We start from the raw sequence: 24,188 nt of genomic DNA, 5'->3' as shown, positions 1-24,188 counted from the left end.
ACCACTGGTCCAGGGCCCTTCACGCCGGAGGGCCCTGCCCCATGCCCGCACTGGACAACGGACAGAACGAAAGCCCATCCATAACACCAGCTCAAGGCGGCACTTCGCCGAGCAAGCCCACCACGTTGGGTCAGCCCAGAACGGGACGGGGCTGGGTGGGCAGCGTACGGACCGCGGACCGCTCTGCGAGCTGCTGGCGTAGAAGTTGGTTTTCGATTGTCGTTTGGTGCAGCGCACCGACGAGACCTTCGACGTCGGCCTTGAGCTGGGCGATCTCCTCTGTGTCGGCAGCGCGTAGCTCCTTCAGCCGGCGGACCTGCTTACGCAGGCGCTGTTCGCTGTCTGGGGTGCCGCCACGATTGCGGACCTTGTCGTAGAAGTCGTTCTTCAGGTCGGTGTGCCGCTGGGTGAGTGCGTTGCGCGGGACACCGGCTTCGAGGGCGAGGGCGACGATCGTCAGCGCGCCGTTGGAGCGCTCGGGCGTTCCGCCCAGGATGCGGTCCATCGCGGCACGGATGAGGTCGCGCTCGTCCGGGGTGGGGCTCATGACGTCGGCTCCTGGAGGTCGATGCGGCCGTGGTGATGACGGTCGGCCAGGTCACGGAGATGGTCGGCGCGCAGGGTGAGCCGGTCGGCGAGCGGGCCGGGCACTGCTTCCGACGCGGCCTGTTTCTCCAACGCCTTCGCGTGCTGTACGAGTTCGTCGGCATGGCGGTCGGTGCGCGCGATGTTCGCGCAGGTGGGCTGGCATCGGTCCAGGCTCGGGGCGTCAGCGACATCGAGCCGGTGGCACAGGGCGCGGTCGCGGTTGTGGACGCACATCAGGAACGAGTGAGGGTTGTCGTAGACGGTCAGGGCCGGGTTGCCCAGGATGTCCCGGGCCTGCCGGTGCGTGCGGATGGACCCGGCGAACGTGGGGGCCTGGGCGTGGCCGGGAGGTAGTCGTCGACGCCGTACCGGTGCCAGGGAGGCATCACCAGGCCGGCCGGGTGGGCGCTCGCGGCGTCGAACGCCCACAACCGGGTCAGCGCGACCAGTTCCTTCGTACCGTCGTTGCGGTTGGCCCCTGGTCGGCGGGCCAGGTGAGCGGCGTACGCGGTGAAGGTCTCGGCCGCGCACGTGCCGAGGCCGGATGCCCCCTGGGCGGTGAGCCAGTGAGCGAAGCGCTGCCAGCGCCGCACGGTGTCGTAGATCCCGTGCGGCCCTAGTCGAGAGTGCCAGGCCGGGTGACCGACCAGAACACTCGCCGGCAGCGCCGTATTGATCATCATCCAGGCCGCCAGGCGCATCTCTTCCCGGAGGGTCTCGGGGAAGTTCGACCAGTCCACGCCGACCCGCGACGCACTGGGGTTGGCGATCAGCGGAGCGGGAGACCAGACGTCGTCGCCGTAGATCGAGATCGGGACGGGCCCGGACGCCAGGATCAAGGACGGTGCGATGACCGGGGTCCTCCATCCAGGCAAAGTCGGCAGTTCGGAGGGCAGAGCGGTCACAAGTCGTAGTCCCCGTGGAGAAGTTGATCGATGACATCACGATCGGCGTCGCTGACCGAGGCGCGCGCGGCATCCCAGAGCGGCTGTCCGACCCGGTCGCGCAGATCGGTGAGCCGGGCGTGGGCATCGGCCCAGTCCGCGTCCCACACGGCCGGCTCCACCGTGCCGCGCAGGTTGCCCAACGCCTGGTGAAGGTGCGCGAGACGAGGGTGATGGGCAGGCGTGACGCGCGCGTTCGGGCAGGCCGTACACAGCAGGAACGAGGCGGCGCAGCTCTGGCCCGGCGGGCCGAACGGGCTGTGCTCGTAGTCGGCGCAGCCCGCCGTCGCTGTCTCCCGGACCCCTGCCCCGGACTTCTCGGTCAGGCGGGCGGCGAACACGGTGCGATGGGCGGCAGCCACCGCGTCCAGGGCTCCGTCGGCGATCACCGGCACGGCCGCCTCCTGGACTTGCGGCTCCGGCAGCACGTAGACGCTGTCGTGCGTGTCCTGGGTGTTCTGCCCGGGCTCACGCCGGTGCAGCACGTTCACGGTCTTGCGGATCCGCTTGAGCGGAGAGCCGGACAGCCCGACCGACCGCGCCCAGTCGGCGCCGGCACGTTCATCCACGCCGAACCCGAACTGGCCGACCCGGACGGCCCTGCGGTAGGCCTGTCCCTCGTGCTCGGTGGTCTGGTGCCAGACCAGCAGCCGGTCCATGTCCGCACCGAGCAACGCCAACACGGCCCGCGCGTGCGCGGTCGCCTCCAAGGCCTCGCTGATGATCCGCCCGGAAGAGTCGGCGCCGGAATCGGTGAGGTTCCGGCTCTCGAAACGGCCACGGTGACCTGCGCGGCGTCGCTTCTCCAACCGCAGCCGGTAGACCGGCATCCCCGCCTCCGCCGTGCCGGGCAGCATCTCCGGCACGGGCATCTCGGAGATCGGCGTGGAGTTCAGCCCGAGCTCCGCGGCGATGAGCACCGCCAGCGCCGCCGTCTCATTGCGGCTGAGGAAGAGCCGCTTCCAGGTGTCCTGCGCCGAGTCGCCGCCCAGAGCCGGACGGTAGCGGCGGCGCACCCTGCGTCCCCACTCGTACAGCGGGACATCGCCGGTGCGCGCCAGCACGTCCAGGGCCTCGCCGACCAGCCACTCCCGGCTGCCCGGCTCCATCGTGCCCGCGCGCCAGGCCGCCAGCCGGTCGGTGTTCTCCCGGATCCGCAGCAGTGCTGAGCGGAACGTCCGGCGGGCCGCGACGCGGATCGCCTTGAACTCCTCGGGCCCATAGGCCTGTTCACGGCCCGGCTCCCACACGAAACGCGCGGCCATCGCCTCCCGTACCGGCTGCGTGAGGCGCGGATCCATCTGGAGCAGGGCAGCGATCGACGCGTACTTGCTGTAGCCGTTCGCCCGTGGCGGCAGGCTCAGCCGCCACGCGCTCCAGTGGGCGGGTGTCAGTCGGTCCACGTCCTGTGGCACGTCGTCCAGGCCGGCGAGGAACTCGGCGAAGGGCTTGACGAGGTACCAATGGGCCTCGCTGGTCTCGATGCTGTCCCAGCCTCCGCCCGGCGCGCACTTCGCCGCGTACAGGACGGCCAACGACCGCTGGAGCGTCTCCGGGATCGGAAGGGTGCCGAAGTCGTAGGTGCGCACCCGCCCCTGTGCGTCCTGGTGCCGTACGACCAGGCTGTCCTCTTCAAGGACCTGCGGACGCTGATGCGGTCCATCGGGCAGGGCGGCCGTGCGGCCGCGGCGGCTCACGGGGCCACCAGCTTCTCGTCCAGGTCTTGGATGCCCTCGCTCTCCCGGGCCAGCTGCGTGAACAGCCCGGCGAGTTCCTGCTCCGATACCGGTCCGGCTGTGGGCACGAAGTCGGCCGGCAGCGACCGCAGTTGCAGATCCGCGACCGGGGCGAGGTAGACCGCCTTTGTGGTCTCCAGCTGGGCGTGACCGAGCAGGTCCTGCACCATCCGCCACGGATCGCCGTACAGCAGACGGAAGTCCCGGCGCTCCTCCGGCGTCAGCCCCATACGCCGGTCCATGACGTGGTTGAGGACCACGAGCATCAACAACGCGAAGCTGTGCCGGCACATGTGCGGCGTACAGAACGGCGCCTCGTCTATCACCGGTGACAGCACCGCCTCGCACCGCTCGTGCGCGGCCCGGAACACGTTCTCCCACGAGGCCGGGTGAAACGGCAGACCGGACTCGTTCAGCCACAGCCACACCGGCTCCGGACCTGCCGGCCCCTCGGTGAAGAAGCTCATCCGCTCCTCCACCGTCGCCTCAGTCAGTGGGGTCTGCCCGACCACGCCGTCCCGGTCGCGCCAGTGCAGTACACGCCGGTGCCGACCAGTCTCGTGAGTCACCAGCCGCATCGGCACATCGTCGAAGCGGCCCAAGGCCTGCGCGCGCCGCACCACCCGGGCGCGCGAGGACTCGACGTACCCCTCGATCTCGCCCACCACCACAGAGGAGGCGTAGAACGTGCGAGCCCGCTTCGACTTCGTCACCACCCGAGCGAGCCGCCCCACGTAGTATCGACCGCCCTCCAGCCGAAGGCGCGGAACCTCCACAGTCAGCAACGAAGCCCCCTCCGTCAGCCGAACCCCGGAGGAGAACAGCAGGTCGCTGAAGGCACTGTTGCGGTCGGCCAGACGCCCCGCCCACCCCGGCGACGGTATGCCGTCGGCGCCATAGCCACGCAGACCGACCTCCACCCAGCGGCGAAAAGCCCGCGGGGTCAGCCAACGGACCTCGCTGGTCCGCGCGTTCTTCGCCCGGGCCGCCGGCACCAGAACACGCTGACCGCTCCTGCCGAGGACCGACCGCATGATCACCGGGTTGACCCTCACGTGATCGCGCTGCACCGCCCACTCGTACAACCGGATCAGCGCGGCCAGCCCGCGGTTCCACCGCGCCCCACCGACCCGGCGCGGGTTCCGCAGCGAGCGGGTCCGCCAGTCCTCGAAGTCCCACAGATCGTCTGCCGTGGCGTCGCACCACGTCTTCTCGCGACCCCACAGGAAGTCGAAGAACAAGCAGTAGTCGTCCGTGTAGTTCCGCTTCGTCTCCTGCGCGAGACGGGCGAACGACGACCGGCACAGATACCGGCTCAGCACCTCATCGATCCGGTAGTCCGGAGAAAGAAGAATCGGATCCCCAGGATGAACACCAACTCGGTCCTCACGCTCCGCCAGGTCCTTCCACCCGGCCAGAACGGGCACTCGACCCTCCGCCACCTGGCGGTCCCTCGGCACCCAATACCTACGCCACCCCGGCACGCAGCCACCCTTGCTCGATCCGCTTCAACACGTAGATCCAACAGGGAAGACGACGACGGCGACCACCAGAGCAGCGGCCTCCGGGACCTCTGCCTCCGGCACTCCCGCGGCGGCCACGATCGCGGTGAGCGCGGTCCAGAACGGGTCGTCGGGCAGGATGAAGTCCGGCTGGTGGCTGAACGAGTAGGCCATCAGCTCGGGGTGACGGTGCGCCAGGGCCCGGAAGTCCGTGGCGAGCAGGCGGATGCGCTCCTGCCAGGGAGCGTCCTGAAGCGTCACGGTGCGGAACTGGGCGCCGACCGTTCTCGTCACGCCACGCAGCACCGCTTCCTTGTTCGGCACGTGGTGGTACAGCGACATCGGGTTGGCATCGAGCTCGGTGGCGAGTTTGCGCATGGTGAGCGCCTCGACCCCGTCCGCGTCGATGAGCCGCAGGGCGGCGGCATAGATCCCGGCCTCGGTCAGAGGCACGTCTCTCTTCCTCGTTCCCCGCGGGGGACGCCTCACCTTCTTTTCCATACCTCGTACGGTATTAGTTTCGTACGTCGTACGGAAATGACCTTGATCACAGCGGCCGGCCGTGCCGCCGGGGGTTGCGTCGAGTTTCCATACGACGTAGGCGATCCACGCCGCTCTGGCACCGGCGCGTGAAGAGGCCGTCGCGACCATACGACGCGGTCAATACCAAGGCGTGTTCGAAGACCATGTCCCGGCACCCGTCCTCGCCCGGGCGCTGAAAAGCACTGGTGCTGGCCCTCGTCGAGGAGAACGCCGCGGGCACGTGGGCGGACCCCACGGGTGAGGCCGCCGCCACCGCATTCCTGATCGCCGCCGGCGTGGCACCGCAGGCGGCTGCGCTCCGGGTGCGGGAAGTTGTCAGGCGAGGTCCGGCAGCGGGCGTCGAGTGACCTCATGGGCGTCGTCCGGAGGGACGCCGAGCATGCGCAGGACCATCTCGGCCAGGTCGGAGGCGGCCTCGTCCCCGTCGAGGTCGGGGCGGGCCAGTCGCAGCGCCACCAGGGACAGCAGGGTGCCGCCCACGGCGGACAGGGCGGTTGTCGCGTTGCCGCAGGTGAAACGGCCCGACGCGATGCCGATCTCCAGGTCGCGCAAGGCGCGCGGGGAGAGACCGCTGTCCGAGTGGATGTGAGACAGACCGCGGTCGCGCAGGATCCGCAGGAGTTCCGGGTGGGAGTCGGCCATCAGGGCGGTGAGCCGGAAACCGGCCGCGACCAGCTCGGCCGGGTCGTCGATGCCTTCGACGCGCTCGTCGACGACCTGCCCGAACTCCTCCAGGGCGTCCGTCACCGCGGCGTCGAACAGCTCCGTCTTGGACTCGAAGTGGTTGTAGAAGGATCCGAAACCGACGTCGGCGCGCTCGGCGATGGCCTGGATGCTGGCGCTGGTGTCCCCGGTCTCCGCGAGGATCTGCCGGGCCGCACGGACGAGCGCCTGACGGGTCTCGGCGCGGCGCCGCTCGAAGCGGTTCTGGGGTGGGGCTGACGTCGGCATACGGCTCAGTGTAACCGCCACGACGATGACCCTGCCATTACTGATGAAATCCTCAGTCATTTGGGCCTCGCCTATTGACGACGAAATTAAGCAGAGTTGATGATTTCCTCATTATAGCAGTGTTGCCTGGAAGACACCATGTCCCACATCCCCGTTGACAAGGGCGGTCCTCTGACGCCCCACCAAGACCTCCACAGCGCGCAGGGCGCACTGCGCGGAGAACACCCCGGACGAGCCCGCAACCCCGTGATCAAGGTGGCGGACCTGGCCTGGCTGGAGTTCGAGAAGCCGGACCTCGACCGGGCCGAGGTGTTCGCCCGGGACTTCGGCTTCGCGATCGCCGCCCGCACCCAGCACGAGCTGTGGCTGCGCGGCACATTCGCAGGTTCTCCCTGCATGGTCATCCGGCGTGGGAGTGCCTCCCGCTTCCTCGGACCGGCGTTCCGTGCGGCCGAGCGGGCCGATGTGGACCGGCTGGCCGCGGCCGTCGGGCACACCGTCCGGGACATCGACGTACCGGGTGGTGGCCGGTCGGTCGCCCTGTTCGATCCGTCGGGCCTGCCGGTCCGGGTGGTGCACTGTGCCGAGCCGCTGCCCGCGCTGCCCGGGCAGGAGCCGTTGATCCTGAACTTCGGTTCCGATCACCGTCGTACGAACGCCACCCAGCGTCCGCCCCGCGAGCCGTCCCGTATCCAGCGCCTCGGCCATGTGGTCCTGGAGACACGGACGTTCACTCGCACCGTGGACTGGTACCTGGACACCCTCGGGATGATCGTGTCCGACTTCCTGTTCCTGGACGGACAGCGCGAACGCGGTCCCACCATGGCCTTCATCCGCTGCGACCAGGGCAGCACACCCGTGGACCACCACACCCTCGCCCTGCACCTGGGGCCCGGCACCGGCTACGTCCACTCCGCCTACCAGGTCACCGACCTCGACTCGATCGCCGCCGGCGGGGAGTACCTGGCCGAGCGCGGCTACCGGCGCAGCTGGGGCATCGGCCGGCACATCCAGGGCAGCCAGCTCTTCGACTACTGGCGCGACCCCGACCGCTTCATGCTGGAGCACTTCGCCGACGGTGACCTGTTCTCCTGCGACCTCGAGCCCGGGTGGGCGCCGATGTCGGCGAGCGGCCTGGCCCAGTGGGGCCCGCCGGTCACCCGCGACTTCCTGGGCGCCAGCCCCTCCCCCGCCAAGCTGCGCGAGGCCATGACGGCCCTGCGCGGCGACAACGAACTCGACCCCGCACGCCTGCTGGGCCTGATGAAAGCGATGAGCTCATGAGCACCAACGTTCTGCGCACCGGCGACGGCTGGTGGGCCGTCCGGGACGAACGCGCCGTCCGCATCGACACCAAGGCGGTCACCACCGCCGAGCTGCTCGCCGACCGCGCCGCCGTGCGGGAGGCCGCCGCCTCCGGCGAGAGCGGCACGCCCGTCGCCGACCTGGTGGCGCTGCCCCCGGTCACCACCCCGTGCCGGGTGGTCGCCCAGATGGTCAACTACCGCAGTCACGCCAAGGATTCAGGCTTCACCGGCGACATCCCGCCCGTCCCCGAGGCCCGGGACATCGTGCTGGAGTGGGACAACTGGGCCTGCGAAACCCGAGCCCGGGTCTTTCAGTCGACGATCCGGAAGGTCACACCCGCAGAGCAAGGCTCGTGGGAACGTGCCCTACATGAGGAGCGTCGGCGTGGAGCCGTCAGGGTTTGGAGTCGGCTGCGTGGCATTCGTGTCCCACCACCTCGCCCTCCTGGAGTGGGCCGACGGTCAGTTCCCGGTCGCAGGGATCATCCTCGGTGCGCGGGTGAGCCCCCGACTTGGCGCTCCGGGCGTCAAGGGCTGTGCAGAAGGCCGCGGTGGGAGGTTGCCGTGGAGCAGGATGCTGCTACCGGTGAGGGCGATGATCCGAGCCAGCGCCGGGGGCGAGTGGTGCAGTCGCAGGGATCCGCCGGCCACGGCGGTGGCCCGCGACGCGTCGAGGAAGGCGTTGAGGCCGGTCACGTCGCAGAAGGTGACCGCGGTCAGGTCGACGTCGATGGTGCGGATGCCGTCGCGCAGGCACTGCCCCAGTGACTCGCGGACGACGCGCTCCGTCGTCAGATCGATCTCACCCGCCAGGGTGATCAACGCCCGGCTGCGCCTGTCGCGGCGGTAGAGGGTCAGCTGTGGAATGGGCATGGCACCTCGGTTCAGTGAGACCGGCCTCGCAGCGCGAAGGCCCGGACACCCGGCTCCTCCTGCGCTCGGCACACGGTCGTGCTCTCGTGCAGAGAGGCAAACGGGCGGTTCAGCAACCTGTCTTCCAGGCGCAGGGCCGACTGGTCGCCTCGGGGGATCCGCCGACGATCGAACGGAGTCCGCTACCCGGGGACATCTGTGCCTACAGGAGCGCGCATCGAGATCCGGGAGAGAGCCGTTGTGCAGGGGGTTCACGTCTCGGTGCGGCGCCACCGCCAGAGCCGCCGCCGGGAACGGCCGGGCGGCGAGGTACCTGCATCAGGAGCACGCCCAAGGCGATCACCGCGAGGACCACGCCCACGGCGTGACGGTCTCCATGCCTCACATTCCCTGTGCCGGGGTGGGCACGGGGTCGATGGCCGCTGCGGCAGGGGTGCGTGCGGCGTGTCCGCCTTCGGAGTCCCAGACCGCCTCCCGGAGCGAACCCGAGCCGGCCGCTGCCTCTGCCGCGACAAAGGCTTCGGCCTCATGGATCAGGCCGGTCGCCGTGAGGCTCCGCGACGGGTCGGTGGCCGCGGCCATCAGCCGGGCGGCGATGGCCGGCTCTGTCTCCGGTGGGATCACCAGCAGGTCCCAACGGCCGACGGTATAGGAGAGCAGCAGCAGTTTGTGCGGGTCCTGCTCGGCCTCGAACCAGCCGACGTGCACCACGTGCCCTTGGACGGGCACCTTTCGCGGGATGACGGGCCAGAACGTGGGGTTCACCGTTACTCGGGTGATCCGCCCCCACAGGGGATCGAGGACCTCGATGAGCGCCGGAAGCTCCGCCGTCAGGGAGCGGGAGCGGGGCCACCAGGCACCGTCGATCAGGGCCGGAGCGGTTCCGAGAGGTGCCAGGACGAGTCGGAGGGGCGACGAAGAAGGCGACGAAGAAGGAGTCCGGTCTTCGACCGCGGGCGTCAGCAGAATGGTCGCGGTCATGACGCGGACCCAACCCCGGGCCGGTCGTGGCCGACCCGGTTGTCGTGAATCGCCGAGAACGACCCGACGTGGAAGCCGGTGTACGGAAAGCTCTCGGTAATCACCAGGGTACTCCTTGTCGGGCCCCGGCGGACCGATGCGGAGCGATGGGTTGAACGAGAGCACGTAGGAGCGACGGTTCGCGGGGCTTGGCCCGCGCCGCCACTCATGCCGCGTCGTGCCAGGCGGCGATACCGGTCACCGTGACCGCGACGGTGACCGGCTCCGCGACACCGTGGGTGGCGAGGTGGGTGATGAGGGCGGCTGTCACCCGGTCATGGACGTTTCGGGCGATGTCCAGCGCCCGCCGGCCCTCGGTCAGGACGCAGCGCACCTCGATGTGCCATCCCGAACCGTCCGGCGCCCGGTCGGCGCGAATGCCGGCCTCGGGCGGCGTGGTGTCCGCCCGGGTGGGCGCGGCGGCTGCCGCGAGGCGCCGGGCGAGGCGGGGTTGCAGGCCGGCCACGCCGGGGACCGCGAGGGCCGCCTCGGCCGCGACGCCGAGAAGCGCGGTGGTGCCGGTGGCGGTCATCACGTGCCACCGCCCGTCGGGAGGCGGGGGCCGAGGGTTGACCCCGGCTCCAGTACGTCGACCACGGCGATGTCGACGGCTGTCACCGTGAGCCCCAGGTCCTGTCCGGCCGCGTGGAGGACCGATCGGCGTACCTGGTGGACCCGGTCGGGCAGCGGGCGGTCGAGGGAGGCGGCCAGGGTCATGGTCACCCGCACGCCGGTGCCGTTGCCCTCGGGTACGAGTCGGCAGGTCGCGGCCCTGACACCGGGGACCGCGTCCGCGGCCCGCCTCAGCACCTTCGCCGCGGCGCTCTCGGTGATCCGTAGGTCCAGGTGCGGGTCGGCCAGGGGCAGTATCCGCCCGAACCGGACCTCTGCCCTGACGACGTCCATGACCCGGTCGGCGAGTGCGTGCAGGCCCGGAGGGTCCTCGTCGCGCAGCGCCCGGGCGGCCGCGTTCACCGTGGCCAGTCCCTCGACTGCCTCTCGGCAGTACGGACAGGACACCGGGTGCGGGCCCGCGGCCGGCGGTGCGTCCCGCCCCTGTTCCCAGACCCGGCTGAGCAGGCGGCCGCAGGGCAGTACCTCATCGCCTGCGAACGGGGGCACGTCGGCGGCGGCTGAGCTGTTGCGTGGCCCACCGGCTCCGGGCGGTTCGGGAGGCCGCGTGTGCGGGTCGTCTAGCGCCATGGGCCCATCGCCTCCTGCAGGGATCGGCGCGCCCTGAACAGTCTGCCGCGTACCGTCTGCTCGCCGGTACGCGTCACGTGCGCTATCTCCTTGTAGGGCAGGCCCTGCACCTCCCTCAGGATCCAGCAGACCCGCTGTCCGGCGTCCAGTTCGGCGAGTGCTCGGCGCAGGGCGGCCGTGGCCGCATCCTGCTCGGCGGTCCGGGCGGGCTGGCTCCACGCGTCGCCCGCCGCGGGTTCGGCGACGGTTTCCAGGGGGACGGGCGGCGGTCGGCGGTGTCGCATGGTCTGGCATCGGTTGACGGTGATCCGGTACATCCAGGTGTGGAACTCCGCGCCGTGCCGGTATTCCGGCAGGTGGCGCCAGGCGCTGATGAAGGCGTCCTGGACGGCCTCTTCAGCGTCCTGGGGGTTGCCCAGCATGCAGCGGGCCAGGGTCAGCAGGGACCGGCTGTGCCGCTGGACGAGAACGGCGAAGGAGTCGTCGTCCCCCTCGGCCGCCCGTACGGCCAGCAGTCGGTCCGGCAGGTCGCGTACCGACAGGTCGCGCTCCGGCGTTGGGGAAACATCGCTTTCGATCATGGCGCCCCCGCACAAGGTACCGGACCACCCGTGTACCCGACAGGGCGGCATGTGATGCACGCCACATCCCTCGGATGTGAGGAATGTGGCGTCCGTGATGTCCAACGCTTCGAAGGGCGCCGCACCGGTGTCCGAGCGACCGATCGAGGCGACCGCCATGACGGACAACATCACCAGCGTCGGCGGGGGCGGCCGGTCCGAAACGGGCGTGAGCCCGCTCACGGGCCGCACCGGGTCGGGGGCTCCGGCCGAGACACGGGGCAAGACCACCATCGCGGACGGTGTGGTGGCCAAGATCGCGGGCATGGCCGCCCGCGAGGTACCGGGCATCCACAGCCTGGGCGCGGGGATGGCCCGCGCCTTCGGCGCCATGCGGGAACGCGTCCCCGGCACAGGCGGCGGAGCGGTCACCCGCGGCGTCAAGGTCGAGGTCGGAGAACGGCAGGCCGCGGTCGACCTGGACGTCGTCGTCGAGTACGGCGTCTCCATCGTCGACGTCGCGGGCGGCGTACGCACCAATGTCATCAGCGCCGTGGAGCGGATGACGGGCCTGGAGGTCGTGGAGGTGAACATCGCCGTCGACGACGTTCACCTGCCCGACGACGAAGAGGAGCAGACCGAACCGGACGAGGGCCGCGTGAGGTGACCGCCGCCGGGACCACCGCCGTGTCCTCGGGCATGAGCGGAGGATCACGGCGAGAGGGACGCTCGTGAGACGGGTGAGTGCAAGATGAACACAGCAACGACCGGACTCGCGGCCGGTATGGCCCTCGGCTTCGCCGGCTACTTCGGCGGCTTCTGGGCATTTCTGCTGGTGCTGGTCCTGGGCGCGGCGGGGCTGATCGTCGGCCTCGTCGTACAGGGCGACCTCGACCTCCGGACACGGAGGCAGCGGTGAAGACCCGGCCCGGTTCCCCCGGCGAGGGGTCGGGCCCGCCGACGCCGACCGCCGGGCTGCCGCCCCCGGCCGAGCGGGGCGCCACCGTCATCCCGGACAGGGTGGTCGCCCGTATCGCCACGCAGGCCGCGCGCGCGGCGCAGTCGCGGCGCGCCGCCGTACCGCCCGATCGGGGCGGACCTGCGGCGCCCCACGTCTCCGCCGCCGTCCGTACCGGATCGGTGCGCCTGCATCTGACCATGGACCTGCCCTACCCCACCGACATCCCCCGTGTCTGCGAGCGGATCCAGCAGGACGTCGCCGAACGGGTCGCCCAGCTGACCGGGCTGCGGGTGGGAGAGGTACTCCTGACCGTCCGGCGGCTGGTGACCGCCGCCGACGCGAGCCGGGGGCGGGTCCGGTGACCGGCCACGCGGCCCGGGTCACCGGGCACGCCGTGGAGGAAAGGCGATCGCGATGACATCCGAGCCACATCCTCCGGGCAGCGGCTCCGCGTCGTCCACGCACCGTGCCGCGGTGCCGCTCACGAAAGAGCCCGACCCTGCCGAACGCGACGTGTCCACCTCGGACCTCACGGCCGGTGAGCGCGACGGCGGCCACCGGACCCGTCGCACGTGGTCCGGGCGCCGCATCACGGCGGCGTCGGTCGCCGCGGTGATCCTCGTGGCCGCGGTCGCGACGCTCGTCGACGTCATAGCCGTACGGGCGGGACGCCCGGCGGCGGCCTGGCGACGGCACCTGGCCGACGAACTGGCCACCCGCCCGGTGGACGACGTGTGGATGCTGACGGGAGCCGCCGTGGCCGCCGCCGTCGGCGTCTGGCTGATCGTCCTGGCCCTCACCCCCGGTGAGCGCCGCTGGCTGCCCCTGCGCTCACCCGCCGGCTGCCCGCGAATGCGGGCTTTTCTGGACCGCGACGGCGCCGCCGCCCTGCTGCGCGACGCCGCCATGCGGGTCCCCGGAGTCGGCGCGGCGCACGTCCTGGTGCGCCGCCACCGCATCAAAGCCCGCGCGGACGTCCGCTTCCGCGACCCCCGGCAGGTGAAGGACGACCTCACCGCCGTCCTCGGCGAGGAACGCGACCGGCTGGCCCTCGCCCGTCCTCCCCGTATCGCCGTACGGGTGCGGCGACGCACCCGCTGACGCGAGACCCGTAGCACCGGAGCCCGCCATGACGCCGCGATCCGCACTCAACCGCACTCTGCTGGCCCTCGTCGGCCTGGTCCTCCTCGGGGGCGGACTGCTCATCCTCTTCGCCGGACTCGACCTCTACCGGCGGCACGATCTGGCCCCGCCCGCCGGCTGGCCCCTGACCCACCCGGCAGACGTCCTGCTCGGCTCCGCCGACCGGGTCCGCTGGAGCGGCCAGGGCTGGTGGTGGTGGCCCGCGGTCATCGCCGCCCTCGTCGTCGCGGCTCTGCTCGCCCTGTGGTGGCTGCTCGCCCAGCTGAGCCGACGTCGCCCCGGCTCCCTGCCCGTCGGCGGCACACCCCCGCAGGAGGGCGTCGAACTGCGCGACCGCGCACTCGGTGACGCGATCGCGACCGAGGCCGGTGCCCTGCCGGGGGTCGGCCATGCGGCCGTGCACATCACCGGCCGACCGGCCCGCCACCGCACCCGCGTCAAGCTCACCCTCACCCCCGAGGGCACGCCCGGCGCCACTCTCGGTGCCCTGTGTGAAGGCCCGCTCCGCACCGCCCGGCGGTCCACCGGCCTTGCTGACATGCCCACCGAGGTCCGCCTTCAGGTCGCCCGCCACACACCACACCGGGTGGAGTAAGGAAGGGATCGGCCGTTCCCACCTCAACGCGCTTTCAGTCCCTCGTAGTTCGCAGGGAATCAGCACTACTCCCCAAAGGAGAGATCATGATCATCCTGGGCATCATTCTGCTCGTCGTCGGCTTCCTCACCGGGATATCCATCCTGTGGACCATCGGGATCATCCTGCTGGTCGTCGGAGCCATCCTGTGGATCCTCGGCGCGATGGGACACGCCGTCGCCGGTCGACGCCACTACTGGTAGTCGGGGTCCTGCCCCGCAGGCAGTGAGCCGGGCCGCGGGCAGGGCGGCAGACGGCGCGGACCCCTCGAAACGTTCGCGGCGCCGGAGAGGCCGATCCGGCAGAGGTCGCCGCCGGTGCCGACCGGCCGCCGCGGCTCGGACGCGGCGCGCACGAGCGCACGGCCGACTCGATGGGGAGTCGGTGGGTCGGCCCCCGCGATCCGGGCGGAAGTCCCACGCCGCGTCGGCCGGTGAGTCTCTGTCGGGAGTCGGTATGCACAGCGCCTTCGTGAAGATCCGCCAGAACGTCCCCCCGGGCCACGGCGATGGCGGGCGGTGAGCGGCAGGAACCCCGGGAAGGCTCCGCCCGGTCGGAGCACTTCGGGGAGGAGTTTCTGGGAGTCCTGCTCGACCAGGGGCACGAGTTGCCGCCGCACCAGCTCGGTCCGCTCGTCGCCCGGCAGATCGGCAGGCTCGACGGCCGCGAGACCTCGCTCTTCCTGCAGGACTACGGCCAGGTGTGGCTGGTCCCCCTGCCGGGTGACGGGCTGGCGGCCGGGGAACCGCAGCCGATCGACGGCTCCGACGTCGGCCGTGCCTTCCGGGAAGCGCGTCCCGTGGAGGTGCCGCAGGCCGACGGTGTGCGGATCTACCTGCCTCTGCTGGACGGTGGCGACCAGGTGGGCGTCATGGCCGTCACCCTGGACCGCATCCACGACGACGAGCGACGGCTGCTGCGCCGACTCGCCTCGCTCGTGGCCGACATGCTGGTGACCAAGCACGGTTACACCGATCTGTTCTTCCGGCTGCGCCGCAGAGAACCGATGAGTGTGGCGGCGGAGATCCAGTGGTCGCTGCTGCCACCGCTGGCGATGTTCACGCCCCGGGTCGAGCTGGCCGGAATGCTGGAACCCGCCTACGACGTGGCCGGCGACAGCTTCGACTACGCCCTCAACGGCGATGTCCTGCATGTGGCCATGGTCGACGCGATGGGCCACGGGCTGGATGCCGCCACGATGGCCACGGTGGTCATCGGAGCCTACCGGCATGCCCGGCGCATCAGCGTCGGCCTGTCGGAGATCTATGCGTTCATGGATCGGGCCGTCGCCGTGCAGTTCGGCCCCGACCACTTCGTGACCGCACTGATGATGCGGCTCGACACGGTCACGGGCAGGCTTCAGTGGGTCAACGCCGGACATCCCGCTCCTCTGCTGATCCGTGGACACCGTGTCGTACGACGGCTGCAGGGCCCGACGACGCTGCCCGTCGGCTTCGGCGGTCACGAGCCCCGGATCAGTGAAGTGGCCCTCGAGCCCGGCGACCGGATCATGTGTTTCACCGACGGACTGATCGAGGAGCGCGATGTCGGCGGTGAGGAATTCGGTGAGGAACAGCTCATCGACTGGGTGAACCGCCTTGGACCCACGGCGCGGCAGATCCGGACGGTGGCGCGCAGCCTCTCCCACACGCTGCAACGGGCGCGGGGCGGGATCACGACGGACGACGCGACGCTCCTGCTGATCGAATGGCGCGGGGCGCCACCGACCGCCTCGCCCTCCTGGAGTGAGCCGGCAGCCGCACCACCAGGGACATGGCCGAAGACACGCTGACCGTTACACTCCCGCCGCTGTCTGCGAACGTCCTACCGGCGGAGCCGGCTCCGCGATCCTCCTCGGAGCGGGTTCACTTCTCCGTGCGGTGCCATGGCGAGAACCGCCACCGCCGGGTACGGCCGGGGGCCGGGGTCTCCATGCGGTCATCGTGGCTCGCGGTGAACAGCTGGATCACGATCACACCGAAGACGATCATCGCGAGGAGCACACTCACCGTCACCAGGGTGCCCATGTATCTCACACTCCTACTGCCGGGTGGGCATGTGGCCGGTGACCGGTCCGTCAGGAGTACGCGACGTGGGGTGGCGGGCGTCATGCCCGCCCTCGGAGTCCCAGACCGCCTCCCGGAGCGAGTCCGAGTCTGCCGCCGCCTCTGCCGCGGCAAAGGCTTCGGCCTCATGGATCAGGCCGGTCGCCGTGAGGCTCCGCGACGGGTCGGTGGCCGTGGCCATGAGCCGGGCCGCGGTGGCCGGCCCTGTCTCCGGTGGGATCACCAGCAGGTTCCAGCAGCCGAACGTGTAGGACAGCAGCAACAGCTTGTGCGGGTCTTCCCCGGCGTTGGACCAGCCGACGCGCACCATGTGGCCGTGCGCGGGCACTTCTCCCGGAATGACCGGCCAGAGCGTGCGGCTCACCGCTATCCGGGTGATCCGCCCCCACAGCGGGTCGAGACGTTCGACGAGCGCCGGGAGCTGCTCCGTCAGGTTGCGCGAACGGGGCCACCAGGCACCGTCGATCAGGGCCGGAGGGGCGACGGCCGGCGCCAGCGTGAGTCGGAGGGGTGACGAGGAAGGGGCCCGGGCTTCGACTGCGGGTGTGAACGGAATGGTCGCGGTCATGGCGCGGGCCCAACCCCGGGCCGGTCACGGCCGGCCCGGTTGTCATCAATCGCCGAGAACGACCCGGCGTGGAAGCCGGTGTACGAGATGCTCTCGGTAATCACCAGGATACTCCTCGCCGAGGCCCGGCGGACCGATGGGGAGCGACGGGCCGAACGGAACACGAGGCTTGGCCCGACTACGGCCCGAGCGATCCGTGCCACCAGGGCGCACTCGTGGCCGAGGCCTGTCGCGCGCGTCCTGCGGGCATCGGCTGATGATGGGAGTACGGCCGAACACGCGGAGCTGATCATGACGGGTTGGCGGGTCAGGGACTACACCCAGGACGATCTCGAAGCGCTGATCCGAGTCGACATGGAGAGCAGCACGACCGAGGAGCCGCCGCTCTTCCCGCTCTCGGACGCCGTGACGGCCCTCCAGACCCGCCACCCGGCTGTGGTGGCCACGGCCGACGACGTGCTGATCGGCGCCGCGGTGAGCAGGGTGGAGGGCGAACGGGCATGGATCCTGCGCATCTGCATGGCGCCCACCTGGCGGCAGCGCGGGCTGGGCAGTGCCCTGATCACCACCCTTGAGCAACGGCTCTTCGCCGCCGGCGTCCGCGCGGTGCACGCCGCCCTTCCCGAGGGCGAGACCGGTGCCACCGCCCTGCGCAACTGCGACTTCGGCGCCCGCCCCGGCCTGGTCTTCTTCGAAAAGCGCGGGCCGGTGAGCCCACAGTCGGCCGGCACGCTGTCCTCGCTCGGAGCGGAGCTGCCGCCGGGGGGACTGTGGCAGAAGGTCGCGGGCATGCAACGGGAGAAGCAGCTCATCGAGCGGCGCCTGGTCCTGCCGCTGGCCCATCCCGAACTGGCCGCCCAGCACGGAGTGGAACCGCCCCGGGCGGTGATGCTGTTCGGCCCGCCCGGGACCGGCAAGAGCACGTTCGCGCACGCGATCGCCAGCCGCCTGGGATGGCCCTTCCTCGAACTGTTCCCCGCCCGTCTGGCCGCCGAGTACGGCCTGGCGACCGGGCTGAACCGGCGCTTCGACGAGATCGCCCGGCTGGAGCACGTCCTCGCCTTCATCGACGAGGTCGAGGAGATCGCCGGCGAACGCGGCGGCGCGGACGCGACCGCTGTCGGCGTCGTCAACGAACTGCTCAAGGCGATCGTCCGGTTCCGAAGCCAGGACGGACGGCTGCTCGTGTGTGCCACGAACAACGTGACCACGCTCGACTCCGCGTTCCTGCGGCACGGCCGCTTCGACTACGTGCTGCCGATCGGCCCTCCCGACCACACCGCCCGGACCGCACTGTGGGAGAGCTACCTGTCCCGAGCGGGCGCGCGGGCCGACAGCGCGGTACTCGCGTCCGCCAGCGGGGGGTTCACCCCCGCCGACATCGCCCACGCGGCGCGCACCGTCTCCCAGGCCCAGTTCGAGCGCACCTTCGACACCGGAACCCGGACCACCCCCACCACCGACGACTACCTGGACACGATCCGCGACACCAAGCCCACGGTCAGCTCCGCCATGGCCCAGGAATTCGCCCAGCAGACGGAGAAGTTCGCCCGCATCTAGCGTCCAGGCCGATAAAGAGTCGATCTGCGACGGACGTGTCAGGACGGCGTGGGTGGCGTGTCGCCGCCCGTATCGATGAGGATCTGTCTGGCGTCGGTGACGTTGTCGGCCCGTATGGCCCTGGCCATCGCGGCGCGTGCCGCGTCGGGCGACGTGTCCGGAGGGACCAGCATCAGGGAGAAATGGTCCCGGTCGCCCCGGGTGATGAGGACGGTGTCGTCAGCGACCGGGAAGGAGTCGATGTGGACGACTCGGCCGTCGACCGTCACCCGGGTCGGCAGTTCGTCCCAGGCGCTGCCGTCCAGACCGACCCGGGTGACAGGCCCGAGGTGCTCGGCCAACGCGGAGATCAACGAGGGGAGCTCGGCGCCGATGTCCCGGGACCGCGGCCACCATGCGCCGTCCAGGATCCCCTCGCGTGCGTGTGTCGTCTCCAGCCGCAGCAGGGCCGTTCCGGGTTTCACCGACCGGTGGACGGCATCCGGCAGGAGCCGGGGGAGGTCGGGGGTGTCTGAGTCGGCCATGGTGTCCGCCCGTCCGCAGAGAGCAGTGCGACCGCAGAGTGTGCGACCGCGATACGGCCCTGCTCCCTCACGGTACTCCGCACGACGCTCGCGCGAGCGCTTCGCCGCAGGGCGCGGTTACGGAAGCAGACAACGGCTCCGGCGTATACCCGCCGGAGCCGCCCTTCCGGGTCATTGCACGTGAGCGTGCGCCGACCCGGTTTCCACGTTACGCCAAAGGGATTGATCCGGCACGGGCAATCCCTGCGAAGGTTCACGTCGGTCCGAGAAGCCGACACGGCTGCTCAGCCGCGCCCTTCCTCTTCCGTCTCCATCTGCCGGATCCCCTGGTGCGTCAGCGTGATCATCGCGGGCGTGTTGCCCCTCCCCCAGTCCACGACGACCCAGCCTTCGTCCGCCAGGTACATACAGGCAGCGGCCATGTCCTGCTCAGGGATACCGAGGTCGGTGCGGAGCTTCGCCCCATCGACGCCCAGGAGGCGATTGCCCTCGGCGGCTTGGTACAGAGCCTGCATGATCCTCTCGCGGTACGTCTTCCGGTCTCGCAATATCGCCATGACGCGCCTTCCTCTACTGCCCACGGTCGGACCGAAGTCGATGTCATCCGCGGTCGCCGTCGCGGTGGGGCGCGTCGGAACGGTCGCGTCCACCGCCGACCGACCGTGCCGCCGGGGCCGACGCCCGGTCCCCGGCAGAACACCGCCGTAGTGGAAGGCGGCGATCCGCGCGTCGTGCTGAGCGTTGAGCCGGTGGATCAGAGCGACTCCGACGGCGATCAGAAGGAGCAGCACGGCCACGGCGATGACAGTCATGGCTCTCTCACCTCCGCCGACCGGCGGGCGAAGGCGGGGCCGGAGCCTTGATGCCGTCGCCCGCCATCAGCTGCGCGGCTGCCTCCGCACCGGTTTCCGGCGGAATCACCAGCACGTCTCGGCGACCATCGGGTAGGGACAGAGTAAGTCTGTGCGGATCCTGGGCCTCGGTGGACCAGCCCACCTGCACGGTACGCCCGGCGACGGACACCCAGTGCGGGATGACGGGCCAGTAGGCCGGATGCACGGTGACGCCCGTGATGCGGCCCCAATGTTCGACCAGTGCGGCCGTCAGGGTGGGCAGCTCACGGGTGAGGGCACGGGACCGAGGCCACCACATGCCGTCCAGCCCGCCCGGCGCGGGCGACAGGGACAGCCGGGCCGACTGCGGGGGCGCGCGCCTGGTCGATGTCGTACGGTCGATGGTCACGGGCATGGCGCGGACCTGTCCCCGGGCTCGTGGGTGGGCCCGGCATTGTCGATCACCGGAAACGGCACCCGCAGCGGAGCCGGCACGCGAAGAACTCCCGGTTTCTTCACACTACTCCGCTCACCGGCCGGAAAAGCCGGGGGTGACCAGGTGCTTTCCCGCCTCCGGAGCCTGCGCGCCGGTGCCCGGCACCGGCGCGGTCAGAGGTTCTGGCGCAGTATCCGGTGATCGCAGTGGGTACGGCGATGAGCGCGGCCCAGCCGGTCACCTTCTTCGTGATCACTTTCACGCACGATCCGGTGCGGCGTCCGCGTCCCGGGTCCGGCCGGGCACGGGTCTCCTACTGGGCGTCCGCCGACACATCCGTCACTGGAACCCGCCGGAACTCGATCGTCTCGTACGCCGTCCGAACGCCCGTTTCATACAGGATGCCCACGCTCCGGCCGTCGACCTGAACGAGGTCCGAGTACCCGGCCTTCCGCGCGGACAAGGTCAGCGCCTTGCCGAAGGACCGGCCCCCGTCCGTGCTGCTCCACAACGCCATGGCCGCGCGGTCGGTCGGCACGGAGGGTCCCGAGAACAGCAGGTTCCCCTCCTTCCCGGCCAGTTGCAGCACGCTTCCCTCCACCAAGGGCACGTCGTTCAGCGAACGCTGCTCCGCATAGCCCCGGTCCAGGCTGGCGCCCCCGTCACCGGAGTAGGCGTCCAGGCGGTTCCCCGAGCTCGTGCCCTTCTGGTTCCGGGCACTGAAGTACAGGCGTCCGTCCGGTAGTTGGGCCGCTGTCGACTCGTTGGCGTTGTACACACCCTCGTAGGAGTCGTCGACGAAGCCGAGGTGCCAGGTTTTCCCGCCGTCGTCGCTGTAGATGGCGTGCGCCCCGTAGTACCTGGGCTCCTGGCCGGTGTCCGGCGACCCCGGAGGCGGCGCGGAGGAGTGGTTCGCCGGGACCACCAGCCGCCCCGCGTGGTCACCCCGCGTCAGCGCGACGGCGTGGCCCGGCCCCGTGGCGTACCAGCGCCAGTCCGGCTTCTTCACCTCCGACGTGATCTCCCGCGGGGCGGAGAAGGAGCGCCCGTCGTCCTCGCTCGTCTGCACGAACACCCGCCGGCCCTGCTCACCCGTGGCCTCACCGCGCAGAATCTGCGCTTCGGTGACGTCACCGCTGTGGTAAGAGGTGACGAGCACGATGTTCCCGGTCCGGGGATCGACGACCGGGGACGGGTTGCCCCGGGTGTTCCCGTCGCCCTCAGCGACGACCTGCAGCCGCCCCCACGTGCATCCGCCGTCCTGCGACCTCCTGAGCACGACGTCGATGTCGCCGTGGTCCGCCCTGCCCCCGACCCGGCCTTCGGCGAAGGCGAGCAGGGTCCCGGCGCGCGTGCGGACGACGGCGGGAATGCGGTAACTGCCGTAGCCGCCCACGCCCGAGACATACGGAACGGAGGAGGTGCAGCTTCGTTCCGGCCCGGCATCCGCGTTGCCGGCCCGGTCCGCCCAGGGCCGGACGGAGACCACGAGCGCAGCGAGGCCGATCGCGACAGCACCGAGCACGGACGTACGACGGCTCGGGAAGGGACGGCTCATTGCTCTCCAGGTCAGCGGGACGACCCAGCCGAACCTAAAGGCGTGGCCGTGACGCGACAACGCCCTTGAGGTGAAGGGGAAATGAAGGACCGGGTGGCCGGGCGGGCCGGCGAGGCGGTCCCCCGGGCAGCCCTGCCGGCCGAGGTGCGGGACGAGAACCGGTTCGGCTCACAGGGCCGAGCGGCGGGCCAGCAGCGCCAGGACCAGCAGCCCGGGGGCCATCGGCAGCCATCCGGTCAGCAGGCGGTAGCCGAGGACCGCCGAGACCGCCGCCGGTCCCGGTGCGCCGGCCGCCGTGAGCGCCAGGGCCAGCGCGGCGTCCAGCGAGCCCAGTCCGCCCGGCGTCGGCAGCAGCGCCGCGGCGCCGCTGGCGACCAGGTAGGCCATGACGACACGGCTCATGGGAAGGCCGAGGCCGATCGCGTGGACCACGGCGACGACCACCCCGGCATGCAGCAGAGCGAACCCGACGGAGCCGCCCCACAGCGCCCAGGCCCGCGCCCGGCACCGGTGCACGGCCCGCACGTCGGCGAAGGCCCTGCTCACCGCTCGTCCGAGGCGGCCGTGGAGCGCGACCGTCAGCGCGGCGGCTCCGACCACCACCGGCACCAGCAGAACCAGTCCGTGCGGGACCCGCGCGGAGAGACGGACCGTGCCGGGCGAGGCGACCAGCAGGGCCACCCCGAGCACGCACCGGACCGTCCCGCCGACCGCCGCCTTCACCGCCAGTGCGGTCGCCGAGCGCCGGGTGGACAGCCCGCACCGCGTCAGGAACCGCAGGTTGACCACCGCCGCACCGGCACCCGCCGGAAGGAGGTGGTTGGCCGCGCCCGCCGCGAACTGCGCCGCCACCAGCCGCCCCCTGGGCAGCCGTTCGACCACCGCCCCCTGCTGTGCCACGGCCGCGCACACCCAGGTGCCCACCGCGGCGAGGCAGGCGAGCACCAGCCACTCCCCGTCGGCGGCGGCCAGCCGGTCGGTACCGCTGTCCAGCGTGGCCCGGTGCGCGACGAGCATCCCGCCGGCGGCGACCAGCACCAGCAGGGTGATGCCCAGTCGGACGTACAGGCGCCGACCCGAGGTCACCGCCAGGCTCTCGGCCGCGGTCACGGCGGTCACCTCCCCTGCCGTACGACGGGATCCATGTACGCCCGGAGAGCGCCGACCCGCTGCTCGGCCCAGGTGCGCGCGTACGCGGGTGGACGGCTCCCCGGCCGAACGAGGACGGCGAAGGCCGTGCCGTGGGCGGCGCGTTTCAGCTCGGCCACGGTGGTGCTGGCGTCGTGCCCCGCCGTCTGGGCGGAGCCGCAGCCGGTGTAGAAGGCGATCGGCACGGCGTCGTAGCCGCTGAGCAGGCACGGCGGCCGTACGCGACGTGTGTGGAGGGCGGCGGCGGTGCGGGCCCAGTCGGCGCGGGAGGCGGCGGAGCTGTGCACGGTGTGTTCCAGGACGACGTACTGCACGGCCAGATGGCCTGCCAGGCCGACCGCCACCAGGCCGACGGCCAGGGCGCGCCCGGCTCGGTGGGACGGGGCGGTGACCAGGTGGACGAGGCCCAGGGCGACGGGGAGGGCGAGCAGGGCGTAGGCGGGCAGCAGGAAGCGGGGGGCCGCGTAGCCGATGAGGAACAGGTAGGGGATCGCGGCCGTGGCGGCGCAGGCCCCCGGCAGCAGGACGGGCAGGGCCCGCCGGGCGCGGACGGCGACCACCGCGCCGAGGACGGCGAGGAGCGGCAGCGCGAACCACCACAGGGTCACCGCCGGGTTGGGGGCCGCTCCGGTGCAGGGGCGGCACAGGGTGCGACCGCCGAGGCTGCGCAGTTGGTCGACCACGGCGAGGTGCCAGCCGAGGCCGCCCTGGATGGCGGAGGCGGCGGACAGGCGCCGCGCCAGACCTCCGTAGCTCGTGTACGCCTCGATCACCCACTCGCCGCCACCCGCCACCAGCCCCGCGGCCAGCACGGCGAGCAGACGGGGGCGGCGCGGGCGGCGCAGGGCGAGAGCGAGCAGGGGCAGCACGACGTAGACCGCGTCCATCGGGCGCATCCACGCCATCAGCGCCGCGCCCGCGAACACACCCCACCAGGCCGCCCGGTCCCGGGCGTTCGCACGGGCGCGCAGGAAGCAGCCGACGCAGGCCAGGGCGCCGATGGCGACCCAGTAGTTGGGCATGGCCTCGGAGCCGTAGAACAACGTCACCCACAGCGAGGCGAACAGGGCGCCGGACAGGGCCAGGACGCCGGGGCCGAAGTGGCCCCGCCAGACGCGCAGGGCGAGGTAGAGGGCGAGGCCGGAGAGGACGGCCAGGTAGATCCGGAGCAGGACCGTGGAGTCGGACCACGACGCGACCGGCGCGACGAGGAGCGAGATGCCGCGGGAGCGGGGCGCGCTGAAGTAGGCGGCGGGAACGTGGCCGCTGACCTGGCTGACGTAGACGGTCTCGTCCCAGCCGAGACCGATGTCCGGCCGGACGAGGACGAGCTGGGCGAGCGTGAAGGCGGCCGCGACCGCCCCGAGCCGGGGCTCGGCCCGCGCACGCCGGGGCCGGACGGCCTCCGCCGGGAGGCCGGTGCGAGCGGCACCGGTCGTCGTGGCGTTCGGGCCGTCGGCCATCTCGTACCTCTCCTCGTCACACGCCCCGGAACCGGCCGGGAGCCGGAACCTCCTACAGCCCGTAGG

Annotated in this window: 29 protein-coding genes and 1 pseudogene; 10 read left to right on the top strand and 20 right to left on the bottom strand. The window is 71.3% G+C overall.

All coding sequences use genetic code 11. The annotated features are described in order from the left end of the window. Positions 1 to 130: 130 nt before the first annotated feature. The 7 genes from ACZ4UV_RS08570 to ACZ4UV_RS08540 all read right to left on the bottom strand — a co-directional run bounded on the left by ACZ4UV_RS08570 (position 131) and on the right by ACZ4UV_RS08540 (position 6,264). Positions 131 to 547 (bottom strand): hypothetical protein, encoded by a 417-nt coding sequence (locus ACZ4UV_RS08570; protein WP_451021374.1) that lies wholly within the window; start codon positions 545 to 547, stop codon positions 131 to 133. Next, positions 544 to 822: a hypothetical protein gene (locus tag ACZ4UV_RS08565; protein WP_467836884.1), complete on the bottom strand. Its 279-nt coding sequence runs from the start codon at positions 820 to 822 to the stop codon at positions 544 to 546. The genes ACZ4UV_RS08570 and ACZ4UV_RS08565 overlap by 4 nt, the downstream gene beginning before the upstream one ends. Before the next feature lie 29 nt (positions 823 to 851). After that, complete coding sequence (locus ACZ4UV_RS08560; RefSeq protein WP_451021372.1) at positions 852 to 1,427, bottom strand: hypothetical protein; 576 nt, start codon at positions 1,425 to 1,427, stop codon at positions 852 to 854. 62 nt (positions 1,428 to 1,489) lie between these two features. Further along, entirely contained in the window at positions 1,490 to 3,229 is a 1,740-nt protein-coding gene (locus tag ACZ4UV_RS08555; protein WP_467836881.1) for a hypothetical protein, read from the bottom strand. Further along, positions 3,226 to 4,590, bottom strand: coding sequence for a site-specific integrase (locus tag ACZ4UV_RS08550; RefSeq protein WP_467836879.1), 1,365 nt, complete (start codon positions 4,588 to 4,590; stop codon positions 3,226 to 3,228). The genes ACZ4UV_RS08555 and ACZ4UV_RS08550 overlap by 4 nt, the downstream gene beginning before the upstream one ends. A gap of 186 nt (positions 4,591 to 4,776) precedes the next feature. Next, the gene (locus ACZ4UV_RS08545) at positions 4,777 to 5,223 is read right to left on the bottom strand and encodes a TetR/AcrR family transcriptional regulator (RefSeq protein WP_451021369.1); all 447 of its coding nucleotides are present in this window, start codon (positions 5,221 to 5,223) and stop codon (positions 4,777 to 4,779) included. A gap of 405 nt (positions 5,224 to 5,628) precedes the next feature. Then, entirely contained in the window at positions 5,629 to 6,264 is a 636-nt protein-coding gene (locus tag ACZ4UV_RS08540) for a TetR/AcrR family transcriptional regulator (protein WP_351494524.1), read from the bottom strand. A 138-nt stretch (positions 6,265 to 6,402) separates the two neighbouring features. Here ACZ4UV_RS08540 and ACZ4UV_RS08535 point away from each other — a divergent pair, with 138 nt between their 5' ends. Both ACZ4UV_RS08535 and ACZ4UV_RS08530 read left to right on the top strand, forming a co-directional pair. Continuing rightward, entirely contained in the window at positions 6,403 to 7,548 is a 1,146-nt protein-coding gene (locus tag ACZ4UV_RS08535) for a VOC family protein (RefSeq protein WP_467836874.1), read from the top strand. Next, positions 7,545 to 7,814 (top strand): annotated as a pseudogene (locus ACZ4UV_RS08530) (fumarylacetoacetate hydrolase family protein); the annotation flags it as partial. The gene ACZ4UV_RS08535 and the pseudogene ACZ4UV_RS08530, both read left to right, overlap by 4 nt. A 219-nt stretch (positions 7,815 to 8,033) precedes the next feature. On the opposite strand, the gene ACZ4UV_RS08525 reads toward ACZ4UV_RS08530, so the two are convergent. The 5 genes from ACZ4UV_RS08525 to ACZ4UV_RS08505 form a co-directional block, all read right to left on the bottom strand. Continuing rightward, complete coding sequence (locus tag ACZ4UV_RS08525; RefSeq protein WP_467836870.1) at positions 8,034 to 8,444, bottom strand: STAS domain-containing protein; 411 nt, start codon at positions 8,442 to 8,444, stop codon at positions 8,034 to 8,036. 381 nt (positions 8,445 to 8,825) lie between these two features. Continuing rightward, a complete protein-coding gene (locus tag ACZ4UV_RS08520; protein WP_467836867.1) occupies positions 8,826 to 9,425 on the bottom strand; it encodes a DUF5994 family protein in 600 nt (199 codons plus the stop codon). A 205-nt stretch (positions 9,426 to 9,630) separates the two neighbouring features. Next, positions 9,631 to 9,996, bottom strand: a complete 366-nt coding sequence (locus ACZ4UV_RS08515) for a hypothetical protein (protein ID WP_451017597.1) — start codon at positions 9,994 to 9,996, stop codon at positions 9,631 to 9,633. After that, the gene (locus ACZ4UV_RS08510) at positions 9,996 to 10,667 is read right to left on the bottom strand and encodes an Asp23/Gls24 family envelope stress response protein (RefSeq protein ID WP_467836864.1); all 672 of its coding nucleotides are present in this window, start codon (positions 10,665 to 10,667) and stop codon (positions 9,996 to 9,998) included. Before ACZ4UV_RS08510 ends, ACZ4UV_RS08515 begins: the two co-directional genes overlap by 1 nt. Next, positions 10,658 to 11,248 carry an RNA polymerase sigma factor gene (locus ACZ4UV_RS08505; RefSeq protein ID WP_467836862.1) on the bottom strand — a complete coding sequence of 197 codons (591 nt, stop codon included), beginning with the start codon at positions 11,246 to 11,248 and terminating at the stop codon, positions 10,658 to 10,660. Before ACZ4UV_RS08505 ends, ACZ4UV_RS08510 begins: the two co-directional genes overlap by 10 nt. 157 nt (positions 11,249 to 11,405) lie before the next feature. On the opposite strand from ACZ4UV_RS08505, the gene ACZ4UV_RS08500 reads away from it, so the two are divergent. The 7 genes from ACZ4UV_RS08500 to ACZ4UV_RS08470 all read left to right on the top strand — a co-directional run bounded on the left by ACZ4UV_RS08500 (position 11,406) and on the right by ACZ4UV_RS08470 (position 15,757). Continuing rightward, the gene (locus ACZ4UV_RS08500) at positions 11,406 to 11,894 is read left to right on the top strand and encodes an Asp23/Gls24 family envelope stress response protein (protein ID WP_351495711.1); all 489 of its coding nucleotides are present in this window, start codon (positions 11,406 to 11,408) and stop codon (positions 11,892 to 11,894) included. Positions 11,895 to 11,978: 84 nt separating this feature from the next. Beyond that, complete coding sequence (locus ACZ4UV_RS08495) at positions 11,979 to 12,146, top strand: hypothetical protein (protein WP_030645371.1); 168 nt, start codon at positions 11,979 to 11,981, stop codon at positions 12,144 to 12,146. After that, positions 12,143 to 12,550 (top strand): Asp23/Gls24 family envelope stress response protein, encoded by a 408-nt coding sequence (locus ACZ4UV_RS08490; protein WP_351495684.1) that lies wholly within the window; start codon positions 12,143 to 12,145, stop codon positions 12,548 to 12,550. The genes ACZ4UV_RS08495 and ACZ4UV_RS08490 overlap by 4 nt, the downstream gene beginning before the upstream one ends. A gap of 112 nt (positions 12,551 to 12,662) precedes the next feature. Next, the gene (locus ACZ4UV_RS08485) at positions 12,663 to 13,289 is read left to right on the top strand and encodes a DUF6286 domain-containing protein (RefSeq protein ID WP_451017600.1); all 627 of its coding nucleotides are present in this window, start codon (positions 12,663 to 12,665) and stop codon (positions 13,287 to 13,289) included. A 28-nt stretch (positions 13,290 to 13,317) separates the two neighbouring features. Continuing rightward, a complete protein-coding gene (locus ACZ4UV_RS08480) occupies positions 13,318 to 13,926 on the top strand; it encodes an alkaline shock response membrane anchor protein AmaP (protein ID WP_451017601.1) in 609 nt (202 codons plus the stop codon). A gap of 86 nt (positions 13,927 to 14,012) precedes the next feature. Next, positions 14,013 to 14,168, top strand: a complete 156-nt coding sequence (locus ACZ4UV_RS08475; protein ID WP_351495678.1) for a DUF6131 family protein — start codon at positions 14,013 to 14,015, stop codon at positions 14,166 to 14,168. Positions 14,169 to 14,473: 305 nt separating this feature from the next. Then, on the top strand, positions 14,474 to 15,757 hold the full coding sequence (locus ACZ4UV_RS08470; protein WP_467836853.1) for a PP2C family protein-serine/threonine phosphatase: 1,284 nt from the start codon (positions 14,474 to 14,476) through the stop codon (positions 15,755 to 15,757). 73 nt (positions 15,758 to 15,830) lie between these two features. Here the strand turns inward: ACZ4UV_RS08470 and ACZ4UV_RS08465 are convergent, their stop codons facing one another. Both ACZ4UV_RS08465 and ACZ4UV_RS08460 read right to left on the bottom strand, forming a co-directional pair. Further along, a complete protein-coding gene (locus ACZ4UV_RS08465; protein WP_451017603.1) occupies positions 15,831 to 15,992 on the bottom strand; it encodes a hypothetical protein in 162 nt (53 codons plus the stop codon). A gap of 13 nt (positions 15,993 to 16,005) precedes the next feature. Further along, positions 16,006 to 16,599, bottom strand: coding sequence for a DUF5994 family protein (locus tag ACZ4UV_RS08460; RefSeq protein ID WP_467836850.1), 594 nt, complete (start codon positions 16,597 to 16,599; stop codon positions 16,006 to 16,008). A gap of 291 nt (positions 16,600 to 16,890) precedes the next feature. On the opposite strand from ACZ4UV_RS08460, the gene ACZ4UV_RS08455 reads away from it, so the two are divergent. Beyond that, positions 16,891 to 18,159: an ATP-binding protein gene (locus tag ACZ4UV_RS08455; RefSeq protein WP_467836847.1), complete on the top strand. Its 1,269-nt coding sequence runs from the start codon at positions 16,891 to 16,893 to the stop codon at positions 18,157 to 18,159. 38 nt (positions 18,160 to 18,197) lie between these two features. Here ACZ4UV_RS08455 and ACZ4UV_RS08450 read toward each other — a convergent pair whose 3' ends face one another. The 6 genes from ACZ4UV_RS08450 to ACZ4UV_RS08425 all read right to left on the bottom strand — a co-directional run bounded on the left by ACZ4UV_RS08450 (position 18,198) and on the right by ACZ4UV_RS08425 (position 24,122). Next, the gene (locus ACZ4UV_RS08450) at positions 18,198 to 18,683 is read right to left on the bottom strand and encodes a DUF5994 family protein (RefSeq protein WP_451017606.1); all 486 of its coding nucleotides are present in this window, start codon (positions 18,681 to 18,683) and stop codon (positions 18,198 to 18,200) included. 284 nt (positions 18,684 to 18,967) lie between these two features. After that, positions 18,968 to 19,240 (bottom strand): hypothetical protein, encoded by a 273-nt coding sequence (locus ACZ4UV_RS08445; protein ID WP_360663174.1) that lies wholly within the window; start codon positions 19,238 to 19,240, stop codon positions 18,968 to 18,970. Positions 19,241 to 19,502: 262 nt separating this feature from the next. Continuing rightward, positions 19,503 to 19,931, bottom strand: coding sequence for a DUF5994 family protein (locus tag ACZ4UV_RS08440; protein WP_451017607.1), 429 nt, complete (start codon positions 19,929 to 19,931; stop codon positions 19,503 to 19,505). A 334-nt stretch (positions 19,932 to 20,265) separates the two neighbouring features. Beyond that, positions 20,266 to 21,510: a sialidase family protein gene (locus ACZ4UV_RS08435; protein WP_451017608.1), complete on the bottom strand. Its 1,245-nt coding sequence runs from the start codon at positions 21,508 to 21,510 to the stop codon at positions 20,266 to 20,268. Between the two features lie 168 nt (positions 21,511 to 21,678). Then, on the bottom strand, positions 21,679 to 22,620 hold the full coding sequence (locus ACZ4UV_RS08430; protein ID WP_451017621.1) for a lysylphosphatidylglycerol synthase domain-containing protein: 942 nt from the start codon (positions 22,618 to 22,620) through the stop codon (positions 21,679 to 21,681). A 5-nt stretch (positions 22,621 to 22,625) separates the two neighbouring features. Further along, complete coding sequence (locus tag ACZ4UV_RS08425; RefSeq protein ID WP_451017609.1) at positions 22,626 to 24,122, bottom strand: hypothetical protein; 1,497 nt, start codon at positions 24,120 to 24,122, stop codon at positions 22,626 to 22,628. Positions 24,123 to 24,188 lie beyond the last annotated feature (66 nt).

The organism is Streptomyces sp. NPDC028289, assembly GCF_055565975.1.
This window is presented reverse-complemented; position numbering and strand designations above follow the sequence as displayed.

Coding starts and splice junctions, on each gene's coding strand:
- ACZ4UV_RS08440 (WP_451017607.1), bottom strand. CDS start 19,931: ATGCCCGTGACCATCGACCGTACGACATCGACCAGGCGCGCGCCCCCG.
- ACZ4UV_RS08525 (WP_467836870.1), bottom strand. CDS start 8,444: ATGCCCATTCCACAGCTGACCCTCTACCGCCGCGACAGGCGCAGCCGG.
- ACZ4UV_RS08515 (WP_451017597.1), bottom strand. CDS start 9,996: ATGACCGCCACCGGCACCACCGCGCTTCTCGGCGTCGCGGCCGAGGCG.
- ACZ4UV_RS08500 (WP_351495711.1), top strand. CDS start 11,406: ATGACGGACAACATCACCAGCGTCGGCGGGGGCGGCCGGTCCGAAACG.
- ACZ4UV_RS08495 (WP_030645371.1), top strand. CDS start 11,979: ATGAACACAGCAACGACCGGACTCGCGGCCGGTATGGCCCTCGGCTTC.
- ACZ4UV_RS08465 (WP_451017603.1), bottom strand. CDS start 15,992: ATGGGCACCCTGGTGACGGTGAGTGTGCTCCTCGCGATGATCGTCTTC.
- ACZ4UV_RS08455 (WP_467836847.1), top strand. CDS start 16,891: ATGACGGGTTGGCGGGTCAGGGACTACACCCAGGACGATCTCGAAGCG.
- ACZ4UV_RS08570 (WP_451021374.1), bottom strand. CDS start 547: ATGAGCCCCACCCCGGACGAGCGCGACCTCATCCGTGCCGCGATGGAC.
- ACZ4UV_RS08470 (WP_467836853.1), top strand. CDS start 14,474: ATGGCGGGCGGTGAGCGGCAGGAACCCCGGGAAGGCTCCGCCCGGTCG.
- ACZ4UV_RS08435 (WP_451017608.1), bottom strand. CDS start 21,510: ATGAGCCGTCCCTTCCCGAGCCGTCGTACGTCCGTGCTCGGTGCTGTC.
- ACZ4UV_RS08505 (WP_467836862.1), bottom strand. CDS start 11,248: ATGATCGAAAGCGATGTTTCCCCAACGCCGGAGCGCGACCTGTCGGTA.
- ACZ4UV_RS08445 (WP_360663174.1), bottom strand. CDS start 19,240: ATGGCGATATTGCGAGACCGGAAGACGTACCGCGAGAGGATCATGCAG.
- ACZ4UV_RS08450 (WP_451017606.1), bottom strand. CDS start 18,683: ATGGCCGACTCAGACACCCCCGACCTCCCCCGGCTCCTGCCGGATGCC.
- ACZ4UV_RS08460 (WP_467836850.1), bottom strand. CDS start 16,599: ATGACCGCGACCATTCCGTTCACACCCGCAGTCGAAGCCCGGGCCCCT.
- ACZ4UV_RS08535 (WP_467836874.1), top strand. CDS start 6,403: ATGTCCCACATCCCCGTTGACAAGGGCGGTCCTCTGACGCCCCACCAA.
- ACZ4UV_RS08540 (WP_351494524.1), bottom strand. CDS start 6,264: ATGCCGACGTCAGCCCCACCCCAGAACCGCTTCGAGCGGCGCCGCGCC.
- ACZ4UV_RS08510 (WP_467836864.1), bottom strand. CDS start 10,667: ATGGCGCTAGACGACCCGCACACGCGGCCTCCCGAACCGCCCGGAGCC.
- ACZ4UV_RS08475 (WP_351495678.1), top strand. CDS start 14,013: ATGATCATCCTGGGCATCATTCTGCTCGTCGTCGGCTTCCTCACCGGG.
- ACZ4UV_RS08565 (WP_467836884.1), bottom strand. CDS start 822: ATGTGCGTCCACAACCGCGACCGCGCCCTGTGCCACCGGCTCGATGTC.
- ACZ4UV_RS08520 (WP_467836867.1), bottom strand. CDS start 9,425: ATGACCGCGACCATTCTGCTGACGCCCGCGGTCGAAGACCGGACTCCT.
- ACZ4UV_RS08425 (WP_451017609.1), bottom strand. CDS start 24,122: ATGGCCGACGGCCCGAACGCCACGACGACCGGTGCCGCTCGCACCGGC.
- ACZ4UV_RS08480 (WP_451017601.1), top strand. CDS start 13,318: ATGACGCCGCGATCCGCACTCAACCGCACTCTGCTGGCCCTCGTCGGC.